We start from the raw sequence: 21,520 nt of genomic DNA, 5'->3' as shown, positions 1-21,520 counted from the left end.
GCCACCTGGGCCGCCGGCTTCGACGCGGTCCTGCCGGCCCCGGTCGGCGGCGCCGACGCGGTGCGCGACACCATCGACCGGGTGGTCTCAGCGCTCGTACGCCGCGAATCGCACCCGACCCTGCGCGCCGTCTTCGCCGGCCCCCCGTGACCGGAGACGGCGGGAGCCCCGCACTACCGTGCGCCGAAGGCGAACCCGATCCGGCCGCGGAACCGCTCACCGTGGCAGGGAGCCGCGCGGCGATCACGCCGATCCTGGCCCGCCTCGCCGGCCCGAGCCCGTACCTGAGGGGCGGCTCGCGCAAGTCCATCCTGACCTCGCTGGACCACAGCCCGCGCGACCTCGGCACCGACTACGTCGCCATCTGAGCTCGCGTTCATCGACGAGCACGGTGTGCACGGGACCGGGCTCCGGCCTGTTCTCGTGCCTTGATACGGACATATCGCTTTATGTGGTACGTTCATATTAACAACTCTGGGAGGGTGGAGAGCATGGCGAGGATCGGCAGGTTCAGCAGTGCGGCTAGCGAGGCGCGGTTCCGGGCGGCCTACGCGGCCGTGGCCGCGCGCTGGCCGGTGCCGTCGACGGAGCACCAGGTGCCGACCGCGTTCGGAAGCACCTACGTGCGGAAGTCGGGGGCGGGGGACGGCGCTCCGATCGTGCTGCTGCCCGGCATCGGCGGCAACGGGCAGGTCTGGTACCCGTTCATCGAGGAGCTGGCGCGCGATCACGTCGTCTACACGCCGGACGTCATCGGCTGGGCGGGGCGCTGCGTCCAGACGGCCCCGGTGCGCGACACCGCCGATATCGCCGCCTGGTTCACCGAGGTGCTCGACGGGCTCGGCGTGGGGCGGGTGCACCTGGCCGGGAACTCACTCGGCGCGTGGCTCGCCGGCGCCGTCGCGGTGCACCGCTCGGACCGGCTGGCCAGCCTCACCCTGCTCGAGCCGAGCGCATCGACCTTCGCCCGCCCGCGGCTCGGGCTGCTGGCGAAGTTCATCGTGTCCGGGGTCAACCCGACCCCGGAGCGGATGCGGAAGCTCAACCGGTGGCTCATGCCGCGCTACGTCATGGACGACGCGAGCATCGAATTGGCAGGCGCCATCACGAAATTCCGGATGGCCATGCCGTGGGACCGCACCTTCACCGACGCGCAACTGGCCGCCATCGACGCCCCCACCCTGGTGCTCTTCGGTGCGGAGACGATCGTCGCCGACCCCGAGTCCGGCGCCGCCCGGGCGCGGGAGGGGATCGCCCGGGCACAGGCCGAGATCATGCCCGGTGTCGGCCACGACCTGCTCTGGGCCAATCCGGAGCAGGTCGTCCCGCGCTTCCTCGCCTTCGTCGAGAGCCACGAGCAAGCCAGGACCTGAGCGGGCCCGCTCGCCCGGATCAGGGTCAGGCGGCCGGATCGGACTTCCGCGCGACAGGCCGCGCGGCCGGAAGCAGCGCGAAGGCCGGGTGGAGCTCTCGGCGCCGCGCTCGATCTCCACCGCCGGTGAGCTGCGCAGACTGTGTTCAGCGGGAGATGAATTCGCGGCGATTCGAGTGCTCTACCATCGTGGCGTGACCGAGGACCCGAGCGAGCTCACCCCGCGCATCGGCAAGGTGGCGCGCCGGGAGCTGACCGCGCACGGCTACACCCGCTACCGGCAGCTGAGCGCGGTGAGCGCGCGGGAGCTGCGCGCCATCCACGGCGTCGGGCCCGAGGCGATCCGGATCCTGACCGAGGAGCTGGCCGCGCGGGGGAGCGGCTTCGCGGACTGACCGCGACCGGTCAGTGCGAGCGCGCGGTCCAGCGGCCGCCCTCGTGCCGCACCTCGACCGGGTGGTCGAAGGCGGCCGAGACCGTCTCGGTGGTGATCGCCGCGGCCGCCGGTCCGGAGACCACCTCGCGCCCGTCGGCGATCAGCAGCGCGTGCGTGGTGGTGGTCGGCAGCTCCTCCAGGTGGTGGGTGACCAGGATGGCGGCGACCCCCGGGTGCGTGCGGTCCAGCCCGGCGATGGTCGCCAGGAGCTGCTCGCGCGCGGCGACGTCGAGGCCGGTGGTCGGCTCGTCGAAGAGCAGCAGCCGGGGCTCGGCGACCAGGGCGCGGGCGATGAGCGCGCGTCCGCGCTCGCCCTGCGAGAGCACCGGCCAGGTGCGGTCGGCCTCGGGCGCGAGTCCGACCGTGGCGATCATGGCGTCGGCGCGGGCCACCTCGGCCACGCTCGGTTGCCAGCGCATCGGGGTGTCGACGGTGGCGGTGATGCCGGTGAGCACCACCTCGCGCACGGTGAGCGGGGAACGCAGCGGGTGCCTGGGGTTCACGTGGCCGATGCCGTGCCGCAGCGCGGCCAGGTCGACCCGGCCCATGCGCCGGCCGAGCACGTCGACGGTGCCGGTGGTGGGGAAGGTGACGGCGGCGCAGAAGCCGAGCAGCGTGCTCTTGCCCGCGCCGTTCGGGCCGAGCAGGGCCCAGCGCTCGCCCTCGCGCACGGTGAGCGAGATGCCGTCGATGATCTGTCTGCCGTCGCGTCGGAAGGTGACGTCCGCCAGCTCCAGGACGATGTCGCTCATGCGTGTTCGGGCGGGAAGCCGCCGGTCGCGATCGGACCCCATCGTTCGATGGTCACTCGGATCAGCGACTTGTTCTGCCGCTCCATGGCGGCGCGGTAGTCGTCCCAGTCCGGGTGCTCGCCCGCGATGCAGCGGTAGTAGTCGACCAGCCCGTCCAGCGCCTCCGGCATGTGCAGCACCTCGGCCGTGCCGTCCACCTGCACCCAGGCGTCGTCCCACTCGTCGGAGAGCACCAGCACCGAGGCCGCGGGGGTGCGCTCGAGATTCCTGGTCTTGGCCCGGCCAGGGTAGGTGGAGATCACGATCCGCCCGTCCTGATCCACCCCGCAGGTGACCGGCGAGATCTGCGGCCGCCCGTCCGCCCGGACCGTGCTGAGCAGGGCGTGGTGCCGCGGCCGCAGGAATTCCAGCAGCTCGGGGCGCGGCACCACGTCGGCGGTGGCGATACGGGGCACGGGGACGTCCTTCCGGGAACGGTCAGTGATCCTCGCTGCGGGTCCGGCCGCCGAGGTACGCGCGCAGCGCCGGATCGTCCGACACCAGCCGGTCGACCTCCGCGCCGCCGGTGCAGGGCAGCAGCGCGACGGTGATCGCGCCCGCGCCCCCGCCGACCACCTGCCAGGTGCCGCCGGAATCGGTCCAGCGGCGCAACGCCGCCACGGGATCGTCGGTCATGGTCCCTCCGAGCCTAGCCGTGGCACGGAGCGGGCGCCCCAGCACCGTCCTGGCCGGCAGCGCGGCGAACTCCAGCTGCCCGCGCAGCCCGGCTGCCGACCGCACCGTCGTTGTCCCCGGCGGCGGTGGCGGGCGGTCGGCGAAGCGGTCCGCCAGCCAGTCCGCGATCACCGGCAGCGCAAGGTACCGCAGCACGGGACCGGTGCCGCGCCGGTCGCGCAGGTAGTGCACGCGGGCGCAGGCCGGGGCCGAGCGCGCCCCGATCACCTCGTCGTGCACGCCGTGCACCACCACCACCAGCACCGGCATGGCGGGCGCCCGGCCGCCGGTGTGGCTGTCGGCGAGCGCCGCGACCGGATCGCTCACCGATGCGACCGCGCCGACCACATCCAGCTCCGGGGCGTACACCCCGGTGGGTCGCGGTTGCTCGCCGCGGCACTCGTGGTCCAGCGGTCGCTCCCGGAGGTCGCGGCGGTCGCGGCGGTCGGTTGGAACCGAAACCGAACCTCCACCGATCGAACCCTTCACCCCCGGCTGGAGCTGACCGCATTTCGCTGTCCGCGAAACAGTGCGGGGCAGCGGGCACCCCCACCTCTACCCTCGACCTATGACCGAGCATCACGGACTCCGAGTAATCCCCGGCGGGCGGGCCGAGACCGAACCGCTGTGGCGCGAGGTGCTCGGCGAACGCCTGCGCGCCCTGCGCACCGAACGCGGCGAGCGCCTGGTGGAGACGGCGGGGCGCGCGGGCATCTCCCCCCAGTACCTGTCCGAGGTCGAGCGCGGCCGCAAGGAGCCCTCCAGCGAGATGATCGCCGCGCTGGCGGGCGCGCTCGGCACCTCGCTCGGCGAGCTGGCGGGCGCGGTGGCGGGCGAGCTGAGCCGCCCGGCCGCCGCGCCCACCGCCCTGTTGCGCGCCGCCTGACGCCGCGCCGTGCGAGATGCGGCGCGGCGCTAGCGCGACCTGGGCGGCAGCACCCGGTCGACCAGCCCGTACTCCACGGCGGCGCTCGCGGTGAAGACGCGGTCCCGGTCGGTGTCGTGCCGCAGCCGCTCCACCGGCTGGCCGGTGTGGTGAGCCAGGATCGCCTCGATGTCGGTGCGCATCCGGACCAGCTCGTCGGCCTGGATGATCAGGTCCGGGATGGTGCCGCGGCCGCTGGCGACGGGCTGGTGCAGCACCACCCGCGCGTGCGGGAGCAGGCTGCGCTCGCCCGGTCGGCCGCCGGCGAGCAGCACCGCGCCGACCGCGATGGCCTGGCCGACGCAGGTGGTCTGCACCGGGGCGTTGATGTGCTGCATCGTGTCGTAGACGGCGAGCATGGCGGAGAGGTCGCCGCCCTCGCAGTTGATGTAGAGCTGGATCGGTTGCTCGTGGTTCTCCGACTCCAGGTGCAGCAGCTGCGCGATGAGCGCGTTGGCGACCCCGGAGTCGATCACCGTGCCCAGGTAGACGATGCGCTCGCTGAGCAGGTGCGAGTAGATGTCGGTGATCCGCTCGCCCCCGCGCGGGTGCGAGGCGACGACGTTGGGAATCGTGTAGCTGCTCACGACGTGATCCCCACCCGCTGCCGCTCCGGCACGACCTGCCCGAACGATTCCACGATGTGGTCGATGAAGCCGTACTCGCGCGCCTGGGTGGCGGTGAACCACCGGTCGTGCAGCGAGTCCTCGTACACCCGGTCGTAGGGCTGGCCGGTGTCGGCCGCGATCAGCCCGAGCACCGTCTCCACGGTGTAGCGCAGATCCTCGGCCTGCACCTCCACCTCGACCGCGCTGCCGCCGATCCCGGCCGAGCCCTGGTGCATGAGGATGCGTGCGTGCGGCAGCGCGTACCTGCGCCCCGGCGAGCCGGCGGAGAGCAGGAACTGCCCAGCGCTGCACGCCAAGCCGAGCGCCAGCGTGCTCACCTCGCACGGGACGAGCCGGAGCACGTCCCTGATGGCGAGCATGGACGGCACCGAGCCGCCGGGGGAGTGGATCCAGAGCGCGATCCCGGCCCGCGCGTCCTCCGCGGCCAGGGTGAGGATCTGGGTCATGAGGAGGGTGCCGTTGTCGTCGTCGAGCGCGCCGTCCAGCACCACGATGCGGCGGGCGAGCAGCTGCTCACGGGCCCGCCGATCGAACATCGGGATCTTGTCGTCGTGTGCCATGGCTCCACCGTGCCGCAGCCGCAACGGTTTCCGCGGCCCGTGCTGCCCTGAGCAGATCCGCTCGCAGCAGCACGGGCGGGCGGTTCAGTTCTTCCGCGCGTCGATCAGCTCGGTGAGCAGCCCGAACCCGTCGTGCGCCGCGACCGCGGCGACCGCGCGCTGCACGCCGACCGCCGAGACCTCCAGCGGCTGCATCCGGTCGCTCGCCTCCGCGGTGCAGACCGCGTTCAGGTAGAACTCGGTGGTGGCGGCGCGGTACAGGGTCCACATCCGCTCGGCGTCCACGTCGATCCCGGCCGCTTCCAGCCGGGCCGTGTACCGATCGACCAGCCCGCGCTCCACCTTGCGCAGCAGCTCCGGCTCCATCGATGCGGTGAGGCTGTAGGCGACGTCCCTGATGCCGGGGCCCGCGGTCGCGATCTGCCAGTCCAGGAAGCCGGGGCCCGCGTCGGTGAAGTACAGGTTGCCCAGGTGCGGGTCGCCGTGCATGAGGGTCTGCGGCACCGACGCCCAGAAGGCGTCGATCTCGGGGGCGCGCTGGTAGAAGATCCGGCACTGCGCCTGCATCTCCGCCGGGACGAGCTCGGCGGCATGGCCGTTGATCTTCTCCAGGAAGCGGCGCCGGATCAGGTTCGCCAGCTGGATCGATGCCGTGGTGCGCTCGGCCAGCGGGGCGAGGTCGGTGCCGAAGCGGTCGGTGCCCCAGAAGGCGGCGTGCAGGTCGGCGAAGGCGTCGACGAGGGCCTCGGCCTCGGTGTCGCTGATCGAATCGAGCACGGTGCGGAACCGGGCCACCTCGGAGAGATCCTCCAGCACCAGCAGCGACCGCTTCCGGAACCCGGACACCTTCGCCGCGTAGCAGCGCGGCACCCGCACCGGCGGCTCGTCGCCGAGCGCCCGGTAGGCGATGGTCTCCTTGATGCCCATGCCGAACACGTTCATCATCACGTGCTGCAGGTAGTTCGCCGGCGGCAGCTTGAGGAACAGATGCTCCGGGATGTCCGCGGTGCTCCGCACCGCGATCCGGGCCCGCGCCGCGGTGCCCGAGTGCTCGTCGAGCACCTCGATGGCGGTGATGCTGCCCTCCGGCAGTCCGAGCACCTGCTCCAGCCACCGCGGCTTGATCCGCTCGGCTTTCAGCGGGATGTCGGCGCCGACGCCGATGCTCCGGTCGAAAGCGGCGCGCAGTGCTTCGCGCACACCCATGCCGATACTCATGGCCGTCGCCACCGGGGTGGGAATCGTCACGTCTGTCCTGTCTCGTCTCCGTGCTTGCAACTCTCGAGGGATCCTAACGAGTTTCGACCGGAGAGGGGCGGCGTGTGACCCCGCGCTGTCGGGAAGGTGCAGTGCCGGTGCCGGATTCGGCGCCGTGCGGGGCCGGGGTGACCAGGCGGACGGCCTGCCCGGGACCGCTGTGCTCCCGGTCCGGGCGGCGGCGCCGATGTGGTCCATGCGCGGGCAGGCGGCGTGTAGTTCGCCCGTTCGCGTCGCCGAGGCCGGTGGCGAGGACAACGGCTCACCGGCCCGCCCCGCCACCACCTTCCACGTCCTCCTGGCCGCGGACGCGCCCTAGGGTGAGCGGATGCGCATCTTCGACGCCCACCTGCACATCGTCGACCCGCGCTTCCCGCTGACCGAGAACGACGGCTACCTGCCGCCGGAGTTCACCGCGGCGCGATACCGCGAGCGGGTCGCGGGGCTCGGGATCGCGGGCGGCGCGGTGGTATCCGGCTCGTTCCAGGGCTTCGACCAGGGGTATCTGCGGACTGCGCTGGACGAGCTCGGGCCGGGGTTCGTCGGCGTGACGCAGGTTCCGGCCGAGGTCACCGACGCGGAGATCGCGGAGCTGGACGCGGCGGGGGTGCGGGCGGTGCGGTTCAACGTGCGGCGCGGGGGATCGGCGGCGCTCACCGAGCTGGATCGGCTGGCGCGGCGGGCGCACGAGGTCGCGGGGTGGCATGCGGAGCTCTACATCGATGCGCGGGATCTGGCGGAGCTGTCGGGCACGATCGCGGCGCTGCCCGCGGTGAGCATCGACCACCTCGGGCTGCACGCGGACGGTGTGCCGGAGCTGCTGCGGCTGGTGGAGCGGGGGGTGAAGGTGAAGGCGACCGGGTTCGGGCGGGTCGAGCTCGATCCGGCGGTGGCGATGCGCGCGGTGCTCGAGGTCGACCCGTCCGCGCTGCTCGCCGGCACCGACCTGCCGTCCACCCGGGCCCGCAGGCCGTTCGCCGACGCCGATCTCGACCTGGTGGCCGAGGTGGCGGGCGCGCACGCGGCGGCGGTGCTGTGGGACAACGCCGCCGCCTTCTACCGGCTCGGCTGAACCCGCTCGACCGCGACGTGGACCGCGTTCAGCGCCGCGGTCTGCGAGAGCGGGTCGACGGTGGCGTCGGCGAGCAGATTGCGGTTGGCGCCGTGCACCTCGGGGCCCGCGCCACCGCGCGGGTCGAAGACGCGGGAGCCCCAGCCGTGGTCGACCACGACGATGCCGCGGCGCGGCCGGTCGCTCAGCGCCGCCCGCAGCTCGATGGCGCCGGTGGGGGAGCTGACCCGGACGAGGTCGCCGTCGGCGATGCCGAGCGCGGCGGCGTCGTCGGGGTGCAGCAGGGCGTCGTTGCGTTTGCCGCCGGGGTGCAGGCCGGGGATCTCGTTGAGCCAGGAGTTCATCGAGTGCCTGCGGCGGCGGTTGCCGAGCTGGAACGGGAACCCCGGCGGGGCCGCTGGCACCGGCTCGGCGAGCAGTTCGCGGGTGCGGGTGACGAATTCCGGCGGTGCGATCCGGACCCGTTTGCCCTCGGTGCGCAGGGCCTTGCGGAAGTGCCCGTACTCGCGCGGGCCGAGCACGATTCCGTGCGGTGCGGCGGCGATCTCCCGCCAGCGGGGCTTGCGCCCGCCGAAGCGCCGCGCGGAGGCGACCATGAGCCGGTCCACCCAGTGCGCGCCGAACGCGAGCCCGGGGCGGCCGGTGCGCGCGGCCAGCCGGCGGGTGGCGCGGACGAAGCCGTTCAGCCCCCGGGCCCCGAACAGTGGAACGTCCATGGCCAGCGCCAGATCGAGGAAGATCCGCCACTCCTCGCGCACCTGCGGCGGCGGGCGCAGCACCGCGCGGCCGTAGTGCACGAAGGGCTCGTCGTGCATGCCGCTGGTGAGCGCGAGCAGGTCGTCGCGCTCCAGCCAGTGCGTGGCGGGGAGCAGCCAGTGCGCGTGCCGGTGGCTCTCCCGCTGCACCACGTCGATGGCGACGAGTAGTTCCAGGTCGGCGAGCGCGGCGTCGAGTGCCGCGCCGTCCGGGCCGGAGACGACCGGGTTGCCGCAGTTCAGCACCAGGGCGCGGAGCTGCCCGCGGCCGGGCGTGGTGATCTCGGCGGGCAGCTCGCTCAGCGCGTGCGCGCCTGCCACCAGCGGGCGTCCGGCGATCCGGCTGCGGTGCGGGGTCGCCGGGGCGAGCGCGGTGATCCGCAGCGCGTCGAGTATGCCCGGCTCGAAGCGGCGCCCGCCGGGGCGGTCCATGCGGCCGGTGACGAGGTTGAGGACGTGGCCGAGCCATTCGGCGACGGTGCCCGAGGTGTGCAGCGCGGTCCCGGTGCGGGTGACCGCCATGGCGGCGGGGGCGGCGGCGAAATCCCTGGCCACCGTGCGGATCAGCGGCGCCGGGATGTCGCAGCGGGCGGCCAGGTCGTCGATGTCGGCCGCGGCGACGAGGGCGCGCAGCTCGGGCAGGCCGGTGACCAGGCCGGCGCAGTCGCCGCGGTGCTCGAGCCCCTCGCCGAGGATCACCGCGACCAGGGCGAGCAGCAGTGCCCAGTCCTGTCCCGGCCGCACGGCCAGGTGCAGATCGGCGCGGTCGGCGCTCTCGGTGCGCAGCGGGTCGACCACCACGATCCGGGCGCCCGCGCGCTGCCGCTCCAGGGCGCGCTGCCAGCCACCGGGCGCCGACTCCAGCCAGTTCCAGGCACTCACCGCCGGGTTGGCGCCGACGAGCAGGAAGTAGTCGCACCGGTCGATATCCGAGGTCGGGATCATGATCGGGGAGCCGTAGAGCGCATCGGCCACCACGTGCGCGGCGTTCTGGTCGACCGAGCCGACGGCGTAGCGGTTCTGCGTGCCGATCCCGTCCAGCCAGGCGTTCATGAACACCAGGTTCGAGGTGGAGAAGCCGGCCGGGTTGCCGTAGTAGGCGCCGACCGCGTCCGGCCCGCCGCGCGCGACCAGCGCGGTCATCCTGGCCGCGATATCGGCGAGCGCCTCCTCCCAGGTGGCCTCGACGTACCCGTCCCCGGCCCGCCGCATGGGCGTCAGGATGCGGCGCGGGTGCTCGACCAGCTTGCCCGCGGTGCGGCCCTTGCCGCAGAAGTCGCGCCAGCTGTGCGGGTTCTGCTTGTCCGGGAAGATGGTGAGCACCCGGTTCTCCTCGACGGTCACCTTCAGCCCGCAGGCCGCCGGGCAGTAGCGGCAGAAGGTGTAGCGGGTCTGCGGGATCGGCTCGGCGGCCACGGCGGCTCCTTACGTTCTCCTTGGAGGAGAGTTCCGTTCTCGGAACGGTACGAGGGATCCGGCCGTCTGTCGAGGGGTGGTCAGCCGCGCAGCTCCTCGATGCGCTCGCGCAGGTGGGTGAGCAGCGCCTCGGGCGAATCGAAGCCGGCGGGATCGATGGGCGGGCCGAAGCGGATCGTCACCGGGCGGGTGCGGTCGATGCGCCCCCTGCCGTCCGCGCCGCCCAGCGGGAGCACGTCGTTCGTGCCGGTGGTGCCGACCGGGACGATCGGCACCCCGGTGCGGAGCGCGAGCTTCGCCACGCCCGGCTTGTACGGCTCGACCTCCCCGGGCCGCACGCAGCGCCCCTCGGGGTAGATGATCAGCACGCCGCCGTGGCGCAGCACCCACTCGGCCTGCTCCAGCGCCGCGCGGCCGGAGTCGGGGTCGCGGCGGATCACCGGAATGTGCCCGAGCCCGCGCACCAGCACCCCGACCACCGGCCAGGTCCACAGCTCCGCCATCGCCACCGCCATGGCGCGGCGGCGCAGCGCGCCCCAGAGGAAGACCGCGTCCAGCATGGAGATGTGGTTGCTCGCCACCAGCACCGGGCCGCGCACCGGGACCGCATCGCGGTCGATCACCGTCACCCGGACGAGGCGCGACCAGGCCAGGAACCGCAGCACCCGGCGCACCAGCTTCGTGGTGACCCAGGCCCGCAGACCGAGCCCGACCGGGCGCCGCCGATCCTGCTCGCGCGTCATAGCCACTCCTCCCCGGCCGGCGCCGGTTAGGCTGCGGCCGTGACAATCCTGCTGATCGTGCTTCTGGTCATTGTCATCGTCGGGCTGGTCGGCGGTGTCATCGCGCTGACCGTCGTCTTCGTCACCGGCCGGGTGAAGCGGTCGTCGGCGAACGCCATCGACACCGCCTTCGCGCCCGGCGAGGTGCTGCGCAGCGATCCCATGGCCAACTACTTCGGCTGGGAGTCGAAGGGCGGCAAGCAGGTTCGTGGCAACGGCGCGCTCGTGCTCACGGGGCAGCGGCTGTGGTTCCGGCGCGCGGGATCGTCCGAGCCGCTGGAGATTCCGCTCACCGCGGTCACCGGGGTCGAGATCGTGCGCTCGCACAACGGCAAATCGGTGCGCCAGGACCTGCTGCGGATCTCCGTCGACGGCGACAGCGTGGCCTGGTGGGTGCGCGAGCCCAAGGTCTGGGAGGGGCACCTGCGCTCGCTGCTGCCGCGGTGAATCCCGAGCATCGGCAGGGGGAGTACCGGGCCCGCTTCGACTGGGGGCTCGTCGGCGCGGAGGCGGTTCGCGCCGACGTGACCGTCGTGGTCGACGTGCTCTCCTTCACCACCACCCTCTCGGTCGCCGCCGACCTCGGGATCGAGGTGTTCCCGTACCGGTGGGGGCACGGCGGGGTCGCCGGGTACGCCGCCGCGCGGGGTGCCGTCGGCGCGGTCGGGCGCCGGGTGGCCGGGCCGGGGCAGGGGGAGATCGGGGCGGCGTTGCGGGGGTGTGCGTCGGGGCGGGAGTTGATCGCGGCCGGGTTCGCGGAGGATGTGGGGATCGCGGGGGAGGTGGGGGTGAGTTCGGTGGTGCCGGTGCTGGACGGGGAGCGGTTCGTCAGCACAGTTCCCGGTAGGGGATGGCCGCCAGGTAGCGGGGCCACTCCTCGCGGGTGAGGCCGCTGGTCCCGCTCGCGCAGAGGCCGGCGATCACGGCGTCCGGGTCGGTCGCCCAGACGCGGAGGACGCCGGCCGGGCCCGCGCCGACGAGGAAGCGGCCGCCCGCGCCGTAGGCGACATCGTTGACCCGGCCCTCGTAGGCCCTGAGCTCGGCGAACGGCACCTCGGGCTGCGCGAGGTCCCAGATCCAGGCGCCGCCGTCGGCGCCGCCCGCGACCACCCGATCGGAATCCGGACCGAAGTTCACCGTGAGCAGTGCGTCGGCCGGGCCGCGCAGGACGGCGAGCCGCCGGGGGCGGTCCCGATCCGCGATGTCGAACAGGTGGACGCTGTGGTCGGCGTCGCCCGCGGCGAGCAGCCGGCCGCTCCGGTCGATCGCCACCGTGAGCACGTCCCGGCCAGCGAGGTCGGCGAGCGGCGGGCGGGGGCGGGGGCGGCGCGGGTCGGTGACGTCCCAGAGCAGGACGCGGTCGTCGGAGGTCGAGATGGCCAGCAGATCGCCCTGCGGGGCGAAGGCGACCATGGAGGGAAGGCCGGGGCCGCAGTCGAGTTCGGCGATCCGGACCGGAGCCGCCGGGTCGGAGACGTCCCACGCGGTGGCGACGGAGTCGTCCTGGCCGGCGACCACCAGGATCGAGCCGGTCGGGTCGAAGGCCATCGCGCCGACGATCTCGCGCACGGCGGGGAACTCGGCCCGCCACCGCGGATTCTCCGGATCGCTCACGTCCCAGAGCTGGGCACCGCCCGACGTGGTTCCCGCGGCGGCGAGGCTGCCGCCCGGCGCGAGCGCGGCGGCGCCGGATGCCCGTGCGCCGCCCGACATCCGGAGCCCGGGGAACTCCGTCGGGGCGGCGGGATCGGAGAAATCCCAGTGGTGGGTGATCGGGTCGTCGGCGTTCGAACCGGTGAGCAGGCGGGTGCCGCTGCGGTCGAACCACGTCTGGTAGAGCTTGCCCGTCGACCCGGGCAGCACCGGGCCGGGGCGCGGCCAGAATCGCAGCACGCCGTCGGCGCCCGCGGCGATCAGGGTGCGGCCGTCCGGCGCGAACTCGACCGCGGTGACGATGGCGGAGGCGAGCAGCGCCTCGCCGGCGTCGGCGGGGTCGTTCACCCGCCAGACCCGGGCGGTGTTGTCGGAGCCGCCCGCGGTCAACAGCGTGCCGTCGGCGCTGAAGCCGACGTCGTTGACGTAGCTGCCGAAGCCGGACAGCTCGCGGATCGGGTTCGAGCCCGCGCCCGCGATGCGCCACAGCGTCACCCGTGTGCTGCGGCCGGTGACCGCGAGCGTGCTGCCGTCGGGGGAGACGGCGAGCGCGTGGATCCACGCGCTCGCGGTGGGTTCGGGGGTGTGCGCGAAGACCTGGCGCGGGGCGGAGCCGGGGTCGGCGATGTCCCAGAAGCGCAGCGCGCCCCGGCCGTCACCGGCGACGAGCAGCGTGCCCGCGCCGTCGAAGGTCACGATGGTCTCGGCGCCCATCGGCAGTGCGGGCAGCTCACGCACCGCGGCGGCGCCGATGTCCCAGCGCAGCACCCCGCCCGCCGCGGTGCCGGCGGCCAGCTGGGCTCCGCCCGCTCCGAATGCCACGGCGCGCACCGTGCCCGCCACCGGGAGCTCGGCCCGGCGGCGCAGTCCGGTCCCGCCGTCGACCTCGACGAGGTGGACAGCCCCGTCGACCGCGACGGCCAGGGTGCGGCCGGCCCGGTCCACCGCGATGGCGGGTGCCGTCGCCCGGTCGGTGAGCGGGATCGCGGCCAGGACCGTGCTGTAGTGCGCCGTCGAGGACAGCCGGAGCTCCCCGTCCGCGCCGATCGAGGCGACCCAGCGGCCGCCGACCGGGTCGACCGCGCTGCTGATCTCGGAGGTGCCGGTGACGAACCGGCCGGGGGTGGGCACCGCGGTGGAGTCGAGCAGCGCCGACCTGGCCCGGTCCGTCGGGTGGTGCCGGTAGGCGGCGACCGCCATGAGCTGGGCGACCGCCGGGTCGGTCTCGCGGAATCCGGCCGTCGCGCTGGCGATCAGCCGGGACTGGGCCTCCACCCGGACGCGCTCGGCGACCGCCTGGGCCGCGCGCTCGGAGCGTCTGGCGTCGGCCAGCGCGACACCACCCGCGCCGACCACCCCGACCATGACGACCGCGAGCGCGGCCGCGCCGAAGGCGGCGAGGTTGTAGCGCCGCCGGGTGTAGCGAATCGCCTCGGGCAGGGTGGCGGCGCCCCGCACGGAATCCTCGAACCCGGCGGGCGCCTGCTCCCTGACCTCGCTGACCTCGCTCTTGGCGACGATCACCCGCAGCGCCGCCAGCTGCGCGGCCTTCAGCTTCTCGCCGTAGTAGCCGACCCGGGTGAGCGCGGCGCCGTCCAGCCCGGCGGTGACGGCGCTGCGGGTGTCGAGCGTGCGCCACCGCCAGCGGCCGGTGTAGGGGCGCGGCAGCAGGTCGTCCAGGCCGATCGCCATGGCCGCCGCCATGGACGGGCCGCGCAACCGGGTGGCAGGCACCCCGTGGTCGTGCGTCACCGACCAGGCGACGCAGGCCTTCCCGACCCCGCGGCTCGACTGCCACGCCTCCGCGAAGCCGCGGGCGAGTTCGGCGTCGGCCTCCAGGAAGAGCATGCGCGCGGGGTCGGGGTGCAGTCCGACCGGCCCGTCGTCGAGGTGCCGCAGGTGCAGGGTCGCCGTCACCCCGGTGCCGCCGACCTCGAGCAGGACCGTCGTCCGGGTGCTGTGGCTGACCCGGCACCGGCGATCGGCGAGCTCCTGCGCGAGCAGCAGGACGAAGCCGCGGACCCGTTCCAGGCCGGGGATCCGCTCCTCGCCCTCGCCGACGAGCAGTCTGCGGAGGAGCACCGGCAGCGCGCCGGTGCCGAGCATCATCGGGAGCCGGGGATCGATCAGCTGGAGGTCGGTCGAGACGAGCCCGGCGCGCTCGGCGTGCGCGATCACCGGCTGCAGCGCGGCGACGGCGGCGGCGTCGGAGAGCTGTGGCGTGGCCAGCGCGACCGCGAGCGCCCTGCTCGCCTCGGCGGCCGCCAGCTGGTGCGGGTTGTCTCCCAGCGCCGCCCGGTCCTCCTGGCTCAGCAGTCCGCTCGCGGCGTCCGCGCCCGCCGCGATCGCGGCCCGGCACAGGGCCAGCCAGTGCTGGTCGCGGCCGGTCAGCCGGACCCGGCGCTGCTGACGTTCGGCCTGCACCGGGGGCCGGCCGGCACCGAAGAGGTGGTCGAGGTCGTCGTCCCCGGTCACGGCGTGGCCGCCGCGATGGCGGCCGCGGCCCAGTGCCCGGTGGGCAGCGCCACGGCCGCACGGTGCCAGACGGCCCGGATACCGGGGCTGCAGACCGCCACCGAGTGGGTGAGTTCGGCGGCGGCCTCCGGCAGGGCGTGCAGCGGTGTCGGCTCGCCGACCGCGATGGCGCCCCAGCCGGTGCCGATGTCGAGGAAGGTCTCGCCGACCGCGAGCGCGCCCTGCTGCTCGAGCACCAGGAAGCGGACGAGCGGCGCGGTGCCGACGGTCAGCCTGCTGACGTGCAGGTCGGCCGCGCGGGCGAATTCGAGCACCAGGTGCAGCCGCGCCTCCTCCGGCAACGGCGTGCGGGTGATCCGGAAGCGGTGCTCGGTGTCGGTCTGGCTGTGCGGCCCCGCCGCGGGCTGCTCATCCGCTGCCGCGGCCGCCATCGGCAGGTCGGTCCTGGCCGGGATCACGCGCAGCACCGCGGGGATGCTCCCGGGGAGCGCGGCGTCGAGCAGGGCGGCGTGCAGGCGGGCGCGCTCGTCGCTGCCCGCCGCGATCCGGCGGATCCGCGCGCCCGGCGGTTCCGCGGCCCAGAGCCGCCGGAGCCGATCGAGCAGAACCGGATTCCGGAGCACCGCCGCCGCCTGGAACTCCGAGAAACCGAGGGTCGCGGCGTCGGCGATCTCCAGCGGGTGCAACCCGGGCAGCTCCCCGCCGCGGTACGCCGAGACCACGAAGCCGAGCTGCGCGCCGAGCTCGTCCCCGCCCGCGCCGTCGGCGAGCGCCGCCAGCTCATCGGGGGTCAGGTGGGTGCGGAACTCCTCGTCTGCCACGGCGATCAGTGCTCCCAGCCGCGGGTCGGATCCGGGTTGTGCGGTGCGCACACGGTGACGCAGTTGGGGTGCGGGTTCCCGAGTTCCGCGGCGAGCCCCGCCTCCGCGGTGTGCAGGCTGTCGATCCATCCGGCGGTGTCCGGCGGCTGCCGCTCGGCGGCGAGGCGGGCGAAGCGGACGCGGTCGGCGCGGGTTCCGGTGCTCTCGCCGGTTCCGAGGGTGGTGGCGGCGAGCTCGAGCAGCTCGAGGGCGGGACGCTCCGCGGCGGAGCGGAAGCGGTCGTAGCCGTCCAGCGCGGCGTGGATACCGGGCGCGCTGCGCATGGTGCCGGTGGCGGCGAGCACACCGGCGACGTAGATGCCGCGCCGCAGCACGGCGAGCAGCGCCGCGTTGCCGCGGGAGACCGTCGTGACGCTCGTGCCGAGATCACCGGCCACCCTGGTGATCCGGCCGCGATTCGGATCGTGGGTGTGTCCGTTCCGCTTCCTGGCGCCGCGGGCGCGGCTGCCGGTCGGCGCGGCTCGCTCCGGCGGCGCCTCGGTGCCGGTGAAGGCGTAGATCCGGTCGATGAGCTCGACGGTGCCCGCGGAGAGGCCGCCGCGCTCCAGCAGCACCCGGACCAGCCGGCGCAGGGCGGCGTGGCGGCGTGCGGAGCTGTGCTCGGTGAGCACGACGACCGCGGGATCGATGTCGAAGGTGGCGTACGGGTCGCGGGCGAAGCGGTCGCCACCGGGTTCGGCGATGGAGCGCGGCGGGCCGTCGGGCACGGGGGTGTATCCGGTCGGCGCGGCGCCCGCGCCCGCGCCGGGGTCGGCAACGGGCGTCGCCGCGGTGGCCCGGCAGTCGCTGAGATGCCGGTTGCGCACCGCCGTGTAGAGCAGCCCCCGCCCGGGGCGCTCGGTCAGCTTCCCGACCAGCTCGCGCACCCGCGACTCGTCGGGCTCCCGACGTAGGCGCAGCTCGTCCAGCTCGGCCCCGGCGTCGGCCAATCCACCGAGCAGGCTCCGGTACGTGGCGCCGACGATGTCCTCGGCGTCGGCGCGCTGCACGCCGCGGCGGGCGAGAAACGCGAGCAGGCCGTCGTATTCGGCGAGGAAGGTCTCGCTGAGCAGATCGCGGGCCCGCTCGAACAGGTCATCGATGTCGCCGGTGTGCACCGGGGTCGCGCCCATCGGTCCGCCTACCGGGACGGCTCCCGCCGGGGCCGCGGTGGTATCGACGCTCTCCGAATTCGGGTGCCGTGCATGCGATCCGTCCCTTCGATCCGGCGATGCTCCCAGTGTGGCCCACCCGGCGGGGTTCGGGCTGTCCGCGAAACGTCTGTCGCCCGAACGGCGGACACGCCCGAGCTGTCAGCCCGGCGCCCGGACCACCCCGACCGCCCGTGCCAGCCGCGACGCGTACCCCCGCCCGCGGAACCCGGCATCGGTGCAGACCGCACTGATCTCCGTCCACCCGGTCGGATGCATGCGCTCCCCGGCCGTGGCGACCAGCGCACCGCGCACCCGGATGCCGGGGTAGGTGCCCATCTCGATGGTGCGCGGGGCGAACGGGCCCGGTTCGGTGCGGGCGATGGGCTCGAGGATCTCCGGGACGTCGGCGGCGGTGAGCACCTCGAGGGTGGGGTCCGGTTCGGTGGGGTGCAGTGCGATCTCGGGTTCGATGGCCGTGTCGATGGTCAACGCACGCTCCTCCTGCCCGGTGTCCGACCTAGGACGTCAGCGAGGCGCACGATCGCGGGCACGGGTTGCGCTCACCGCAATTCCATCCGGAGGCGCCGCCGATCATCCAGGGCGGCGCCTTCGTGCGCCAGGACCGCTTCGCCACCATGCGGAAGCCGCGCGAGGTCTCCGAGGCGAAGAAGCTCTCGCTGCGCGAGGTGGTCGTCGACCAGTTCGAGCGCGGGCCGCTGGCCGGCACGCCGGAGCAGGTGGCGCAGCAGATCGACGACTTCGTGCAGAACGACGGCTCGGACGGCTTCATCCTCGGCTCGCACCCGATGCCGACCGGGCTGGACGAGTTCGTCGACGACAACCTCGGCCTGCCCGACCTGCGCAACGCCGACCGGGTCGCCGCCGACGCCTGACCGGGGCGGGCGGCGCCGCCCCGCCCGTCCCGGCCCCGGTTCAGGCGAAGTCGAACACCGGTGGCCAGAGCGCGAGCACCAGCGCCGCCCAGATCCCGAAGACCGGCAGGTAGCCGGTCTGCCAGCGCTCGATGTCGGCGAAGCCGCGCCTGCGCCGCAGGAATCCCCACGCCAGGTAGGCCGCCCCGGCGAGGTTCACCAGCAGCACCAGGTTCATGCCGAGCGCCGCCGTCTTGTTGGCGGTGGCGCCGAACTCCGCGATCCGGCCGAGCATGGCCGCCAGCATGAGCAGGTCGACCGCGAGCGCCAGCGCGATGAGCAGCAGCTGCAGGTGGTCGAAGAGGTCGGGCGGGCGCAGCGGGTCGCGGGCGGAGACGGCGTAGAGCACCAGCCCGAGCACCAGGATCAGGATGGCGTCCATGGTGATCAGCAGGCCGCGGTCCACGTCGGTGACGCTGCCGCTCGCGGCCAGCGCCACCAGCAGCGCCAGCAGCATGAGAATGGTGAGCGGCGTGAACACGCGGGTCAGCACCGGCGCGATGTTCTCCACCACGCTCTGCTTGGCCTCGACCAGCCAGGCCGCCACCACCAGCGCGGTTCCCGCGCCGATCGGCAGCACCCACTCGGCCACGAAGTCCTCCACCTCCAGCCCGACGGCGTCGAAGGCGCCGACGGTGAGCCCGGTGAGCACGCCGCCGCCGAGCGCGAGCAGCGTCAGGTAGACGACCCACTCACCGGTGAAGCGGACGAAATCCATCCGACGCCGGTCCGAGCGCCATTCCCCGCCCAGGTAGGCCCAGCCGACCGCGAGCCACAGCACGATCGGCGCGTGCACGATCACGACGATCTCGACATCGCCGTCCTCGGCGAACGGGTAGACGTTGAGCAGCACCCCGGCCAGCGCGAACGGCACCGGCAGCAGCGCCACCGCGCGGCCGGGCATGCGCCGCTTCCAGGCGAAGTAGACCGCGAGGAAGGGCAGCACGAAGAGCCCGATATTGCGGGCGATCAGGCTGTCGTCCAGCTCGAGCACCCGGGCGAGCTCGAGCGTGAGGCCGGCGCCGAGTCCGAGCAAGAGCACCACGAGCAGCTCGAGGTCGGGTTTGCGGCCGCCGGTGCGCTCGGGGGCGGGCGGCAGCACCAGCTGCTTCCACAGCCGGTCGGAGTGCTCGCGGGCGAACTCGCGGGAGATGTCGTCCACCCGGCCCATGCGCTTCACCGCGACCAGGAAGGCCTCGTCCGGCTCCAGCCCCGCGGTGGTGAGCTCGGCGATCCGGTCGCGCAGATGGTCCTCCATCTCGTCGGCGTCCGCGGCCGAGATCACCCGGTGCCGCACGACGTAGCCGCGCCATTGCCCGATCTGCGCCTCCAGCGCCACGTCGGTCACGCGGGGCTGCCCGCGGTGACCGGGGGAAGGCCGCGCCAGACCTGGTCCAGCGCCGCCGCCACCACCACCCACTGGCTGCGCCGCTGCGCGAGCGCCTCGCGGCCGGCCGGGGTGATGGCGTAGTGCTTGCGGCGCCGCCCGGCCGGGGATTCGCCCCAGGTGGCGCTGAGGTAGCCGGAGCGCTCCAGCCGGTGCAGCAGGGGGTAGAGCATGCCGTCCGACCACTGCATGCGGCCGCCGGAGAGCACCCGGACCCGCTCCAGAATGGCGTAGCCGTAGGACTCGCCGTCCGCGAGTATGCCGAGCACGAGCGGCGTCGCCGAAGCCGCCACCAGATCCTTGTCGATGTACATGGCACCCCTATGCCTAGTTCCGCTAGGTATGTGGGCACCAGCCTAGCAGCTCGAGGTATGGGTGATGTGGATCACGGTCACGGCGGGGCCGGGCGCGGTGTCGAAACCGGTGTCCGACTCCGACGAAGGGATGCCGCCGTGCCCGCTCTGCCCGTTCTCGATTCGTTCCTGCACTACACCGACACCGGTAGCGGTGCCGTCCCGGTGGTGTTCCTGCACGGGAACCCCACCTCCTCGTACATCTGGCGGCGCGTGCTGCCCCACGTTTCCGGTGCGCATCGCTGCCTCGCGCCCGACCTCATCGGCATGGGGGATTCCGGGAAACCGGAGATCGGGTATCGGTTCACCGACCACGCCCGCTACCTGGATGCCTGGTTCGACGCGGTGGTCCCCGGCGAGGTGGTGCTGGTCGGCCACGACTGGGGCGGGGCGCTCGGCATGGACTGGGCGGCCGGGCATCCGGGGCGGGTGCGCGGGATCGCGCTGGTGGAGACCTTCCTGCGACCGCTGCGCTGGGCCGAGCTGCCGCCGCGGGGGGCCGAGCTCTTCCGCCGGTTCCGCTCGCCCGAGGGGGAGCGGATGGTGTTGCGGGAGAACATGTTCCTGGAGTTCAACCTGCCCGGCCAGGTGCCGGGACTCACGCCGGACGACCTCGACGTCTACCGGGCGCCGTACCCGGCACCGGGCTCGCGGCTGCCCATGCTCGCCTGGCCGCGCGAGTTCCCGCTGGACGGGGAGCCCGCCGATGTGGTGGCGATCGTCGAGCGGTACGGGCGGTGGATGGCCGGGTCGCCGGAGGTGCCGAAGCTGCTGATGGCGGTCGAGAACGGGGTCGGGCTCGGCTCGCCCGAGGTCATCGACTGGGCTGCGGCGGAGTTCGCCGCGGTCGAGGTGGTGTCGATCGGGGCGGCCGGGCATCACGCGCCGGAGGAGCGGCCGGACGAGATCGGCACCGCCGTCGCGGCGTGGCTGCGGCGGAACGGGCCGGCCGCGTGAGCGCGGTTGCGGAGGGGCCGGGCGCGGGTGACCATCGGGGCATGGTGCACGAGGCCGACGCGGAGCCGGGCGGCGCCGAACTCGTCGCCGGGGCGACCGGTGGCGGGGTCGCGGAGCCGGGCGATGCCGAGCTGGTCGCCAGGGCGGTGGGCGGCGAGGTCGCGGCGGCCGAGGCGGTGCTCAGGCGGCTGCAGGACCCGCTGTACCGGCTGGCGCTGCGGATGACCGGCAACCGCGCCGACGCCGAGGACGCCACCCAGGAGATCCTGCTCCGCGTCCTCACCCACCTCGCCACCTGGCGCGCCGACGCGGCGCTGCTCACCTGGGCCTACCGGATCGGCGTGAACCACCTGCTGAACCAGCACCGCCGCTCCCCGCAGGAGCGGGGCGGGATCGACCTGGAGATCTTCGCGAACACCCTGCTCGACGGCCTCGCCACCGCCGATCACCGCGGCCCCGAGGCCGAGCTGCTCGCCACCGAGGTCAGGTTGCAGTGCAGCCAGGCCATGCTGCAGTGCCTCGACCGCCCCGAGCGGGTCGGGTTCGTGCTGGCCGAGGTGTTCGAGCTGAGCTCGGCCGACGCCGCCTGGATCCTCGGCATCACGCCGGCGGCGTACCGGAAGCGGTTGCAGCGCACCAAGGCCAGGCTCGGCGGGTTCCTCACCGCCAACTGCGGCCGGGTCGACAGCAGGGCCCGCTGCCGCTGCACCCGCCGGATCGACCCCGCCACCGCACGCGGCCGCATCGACCCCGCCCGCCCCGCGTTCACCGGCCACCCGGTCACCCCCGGCGGCCGCGACGCCGCAGCGGCCGAGCGGCAGATGATCCGGCTGCACGACGCGGCCGCCGTCTTCCGCGCGCACCCGGACTACGCCGCCCCGGCGGAGAAGGTGGAAGGCGTTGTCGCGCTGCTGCGTTCGGGACGATTCCCGCTACTCGGCTGAGACGCCCGCCGGCGCCGGCCGGTTCGTTGTTCGCGCGCCCGGCCGTGCGGGTGGCGGCCAGGCCGCGGGGTGCGAGCCGATCCCGGCCGCTCCAGCGAGGCGCCGGCGCCGTCCCGCGCCACCACGTCGGTCACC

At 74.0% G+C, this 21,520-nt stretch carries 23 protein-coding genes and 2 pseudogenes; 11 read left to right on the top strand and 14 right to left on the bottom strand.

The features are described 5' to 3' along the window. Positions 1-269 precede the first annotated feature (269 nt). From ACFO0B_RS10595 to ACFO0B_RS10585, 3 genes and pseudogenes are all read left to right on the top strand, one after another. Positions 270-365, top strand: a pseudogene (locus tag ACFO0B_RS10595) (aldo/keto reductase); the annotation flags it as partial. Between the two features lie 126 nt (positions 366-491). Further along, positions 492-1,373 carry an alpha/beta fold hydrolase gene (locus ACFO0B_RS10590; RefSeq protein ID WP_378612205.1) on the top strand — a complete coding sequence of 294 codons (882 nt, stop codon included), beginning with the start codon at positions 492-494 and terminating at the stop codon, positions 1,371-1,373. Positions 1,374-1,566: 193 nt separating this feature from the next. Continuing rightward, positions 1,567-1,767 (top strand): hypothetical protein, encoded by a 201-nt coding sequence (locus ACFO0B_RS10585; RefSeq protein WP_378612204.1) that lies wholly within the window; start codon positions 1,567-1,569, stop codon positions 1,765-1,767. A 10-nt stretch (positions 1,768-1,777) separates the two neighbouring features. Here the strand turns inward: ACFO0B_RS10585 and ACFO0B_RS10580 are convergent, their stop codons facing one another. The 3 genes from ACFO0B_RS10580 to ACFO0B_RS10570 are packed head-to-tail and all read right to left on the bottom strand — an operon-like array spanning position 1,778 to position 3,601. Continuing rightward, positions 1,778-2,560, bottom strand: coding sequence for an ABC transporter ATP-binding protein (locus ACFO0B_RS10580; RefSeq protein WP_378612203.1), 783 nt, complete (start codon positions 2,558-2,560; stop codon positions 1,778-1,780). Continuing rightward, on the bottom strand, positions 2,557-3,015 hold the full coding sequence (locus tag ACFO0B_RS10575) for a PPOX class F420-dependent oxidoreductase (RefSeq protein WP_378612202.1): 459 nt from the start codon (positions 3,013-3,015) through the stop codon (positions 2,557-2,559). The genes ACFO0B_RS10580 and ACFO0B_RS10575 overlap by 4 nt, the downstream gene beginning before the upstream one ends. A gap of 22 nt (positions 3,016-3,037) precedes the next feature. Then, entirely contained in the window at positions 3,038-3,601 is a 564-nt protein-coding gene (locus tag ACFO0B_RS10570; protein WP_378612201.1) for a hypothetical protein, read from the bottom strand. Positions 3,602-3,842: 241 nt separating this feature from the next. Between ACFO0B_RS10570 and ACFO0B_RS10565 the strand changes: the two genes are divergently transcribed. Continuing rightward, the gene (locus ACFO0B_RS10565; RefSeq protein WP_378612200.1) at positions 3,843-4,160 is read left to right on the top strand and encodes a helix-turn-helix domain-containing protein; all 318 of its coding nucleotides are present in this window, start codon (positions 3,843-3,845) and stop codon (positions 4,158-4,160) included. Between the two features lie 29 nt (positions 4,161-4,189). Here the strand turns inward: ACFO0B_RS10565 and ACFO0B_RS10560 are convergent, their stop codons facing one another. From ACFO0B_RS10560 to ACFO0B_RS10550, 3 genes are all read right to left on the bottom strand, one after another. After that, positions 4,190-4,786, bottom strand: coding sequence for a ClpP family protease (locus ACFO0B_RS10560; RefSeq protein WP_378612199.1), 597 nt, complete (start codon positions 4,784-4,786; stop codon positions 4,190-4,192). After that, on the bottom strand, positions 4,783-5,388 hold the full coding sequence (locus tag ACFO0B_RS10555; protein ID WP_378612198.1) for a ClpP family protease: 606 nt from the start codon (positions 5,386-5,388) through the stop codon (positions 4,783-4,785). Before ACFO0B_RS10555 ends, ACFO0B_RS10560 begins: the two co-directional genes overlap by 4 nt. A gap of 84 nt (positions 5,389-5,472) precedes the next feature. Next, positions 5,473-6,636 carry a phosphotransferase family protein gene (locus ACFO0B_RS10550; RefSeq protein ID WP_378612197.1) on the bottom strand — a complete coding sequence of 388 codons (1,164 nt, stop codon included), beginning with the start codon at positions 6,634-6,636 and terminating at the stop codon, positions 5,473-5,475. Between the two features lie 124 nt (positions 6,637-6,760). Between ACFO0B_RS10550 and ACFO0B_RS10545 the strand changes: the two genes are divergently transcribed. Further along, the gene (locus ACFO0B_RS10545) at positions 6,761-6,964 is read left to right on the top strand and encodes a hypothetical protein (RefSeq protein ID WP_378612196.1); all 204 of its coding nucleotides are present in this window, start codon (positions 6,761-6,763) and stop codon (positions 6,962-6,964) included. 9 nt (positions 6,965-6,973) lie between these two features. Continuing rightward, positions 6,974-7,717 carry an amidohydrolase family protein gene (locus tag ACFO0B_RS10540; protein ID WP_378612195.1) on the top strand — a complete coding sequence of 248 codons (744 nt, stop codon included), beginning with the start codon at positions 6,974-6,976 and terminating at the stop codon, positions 7,715-7,717. Here the strand turns inward: ACFO0B_RS10540 and ACFO0B_RS10535 are convergent. Then, positions 7,702-9,888: a molybdopterin-containing oxidoreductase family protein gene (locus ACFO0B_RS10535; RefSeq protein ID WP_378612194.1), complete on the bottom strand. Its 2,187-nt coding sequence runs from the start codon at positions 9,886-9,888 to the stop codon at positions 7,702-7,704. The genes ACFO0B_RS10540 and ACFO0B_RS10535 overlap by 16 nt on opposite strands. An 80-nt stretch (positions 9,889-9,968) precedes the next feature. Continuing rightward, positions 9,969-10,631 carry a lysophospholipid acyltransferase family protein gene (locus tag ACFO0B_RS10530; protein WP_378612193.1) on the bottom strand — a complete coding sequence of 221 codons (663 nt, stop codon included), beginning with the start codon at positions 10,629-10,631 and terminating at the stop codon, positions 9,969-9,971. A 39-nt stretch (positions 10,632-10,670) separates the two neighbouring features. Here ACFO0B_RS10530 and ACFO0B_RS10525 point away from each other — a divergent pair, with 39 nt between their 5' ends. Both ACFO0B_RS10525 and ACFO0B_RS10520 read left to right on the top strand, forming a co-directional pair. Then, positions 10,671-11,117: a hypothetical protein gene (locus tag ACFO0B_RS10525; protein ID WP_378612192.1), complete on the top strand. Its 447-nt coding sequence runs from the start codon at positions 10,671-10,673 to the stop codon at positions 11,115-11,117. Further along, positions 11,114-11,557: a hypothetical protein gene (locus ACFO0B_RS10520; protein ID WP_378612191.1), complete on the top strand. Its 444-nt coding sequence runs from the start codon at positions 11,114-11,116 to the stop codon at positions 11,555-11,557. Before ACFO0B_RS10525 ends, ACFO0B_RS10520 begins: the two co-directional genes overlap by 4 nt. On the opposite strand, the gene ACFO0B_RS10515 is transcribed toward ACFO0B_RS10520, so the two are convergent. The 4 genes and pseudogenes from ACFO0B_RS10515 to ACFO0B_RS10500 all read right to left on the bottom strand — a co-directional run. Further along, positions 11,499-14,798, bottom strand: coding sequence for a WD40 repeat domain-containing protein (locus ACFO0B_RS10515; RefSeq protein ID WP_378612190.1), 3,300 nt, complete (start codon positions 14,796-14,798; stop codon positions 11,499-11,501). The genes ACFO0B_RS10520 and ACFO0B_RS10515 overlap by 59 nt on opposite strands. After that, entirely contained in the window at positions 14,795-15,619 is an 825-nt protein-coding gene (locus ACFO0B_RS10510; protein WP_378612189.1) for a hypothetical protein, read from the bottom strand. The genes ACFO0B_RS10515 and ACFO0B_RS10510 overlap by 4 nt, the downstream gene beginning before the upstream one ends. Before the next feature lie 5 nt (positions 15,620-15,624). Continuing rightward, entirely contained in the window at positions 15,625-16,791 is a 1,167-nt protein-coding gene (locus ACFO0B_RS10505; protein ID WP_378612188.1) for a hypothetical protein, read from the bottom strand. A gap of 201 nt (positions 16,792-16,992) precedes the next feature. After that, positions 16,993-17,247 (bottom strand): annotated as a pseudogene (locus ACFO0B_RS10500) (GNAT family N-acetyltransferase); the annotation flags it as partial. 119 nt (positions 17,248-17,366) lie between these two features. Here ACFO0B_RS10500 and ACFO0B_RS10495 point away from each other — a divergent pair. Continuing rightward, positions 17,367-17,705, top strand: a complete 339-nt coding sequence (locus ACFO0B_RS10495; protein WP_378612187.1) for a hypothetical protein — start codon at positions 17,367-17,369, stop codon at positions 17,703-17,705. Between the two features lie 40 nt (positions 17,706-17,745). Here the strand turns inward: ACFO0B_RS10495 and ACFO0B_RS10490 are convergent, their stop codons facing one another. After that, a complete protein-coding gene (locus ACFO0B_RS10490) occupies positions 17,746-19,092 on the bottom strand; it encodes a permease prefix domain 1-containing protein (protein WP_378612186.1) in 1,347 nt (448 codons plus the stop codon). Next, positions 19,089-19,445, bottom strand: a complete 357-nt coding sequence (locus ACFO0B_RS10485; RefSeq protein ID WP_378612185.1) for a PadR family transcriptional regulator — start codon at positions 19,443-19,445, stop codon at positions 19,089-19,091. The genes ACFO0B_RS10490 and ACFO0B_RS10485 overlap by 4 nt, the downstream gene beginning before the upstream one ends. A 138-nt stretch (positions 19,446-19,583) precedes the next feature. Between ACFO0B_RS10485 and ACFO0B_RS10480 the strand changes: the two genes are divergently transcribed. After that, the gene (locus tag ACFO0B_RS10480; protein WP_378612184.1) at positions 19,584-20,441 is read left to right on the top strand and encodes a haloalkane dehalogenase; all 858 of its coding nucleotides are present in this window, start codon (positions 19,584-19,586) and stop codon (positions 20,439-20,441) included. A gap of 41 nt (positions 20,442-20,482) precedes the next feature. After that, positions 20,483-21,385: an RNA polymerase sigma factor gene (locus tag ACFO0B_RS10475; RefSeq protein ID WP_378612183.1), complete on the top strand. Its 903-nt coding sequence runs from the start codon at positions 20,483-20,485 to the stop codon at positions 21,383-21,385. The last annotated feature ends 135 nt before the right edge of the window (positions 21,386-21,520 follow it).

Origin of the sequence: Nocardia jiangsuensis (assembly GCF_042650385.1) — a bacterium.
In the GTDB taxonomy this organism is placed as follows: Bacteria; Actinomycetota; Actinomycetes; order Mycobacteriales; family Mycobacteriaceae; genus Nocardia; species Nocardia jiangsuensis.
This window is presented reverse-complemented; position numbering and strand designations above follow the sequence as displayed.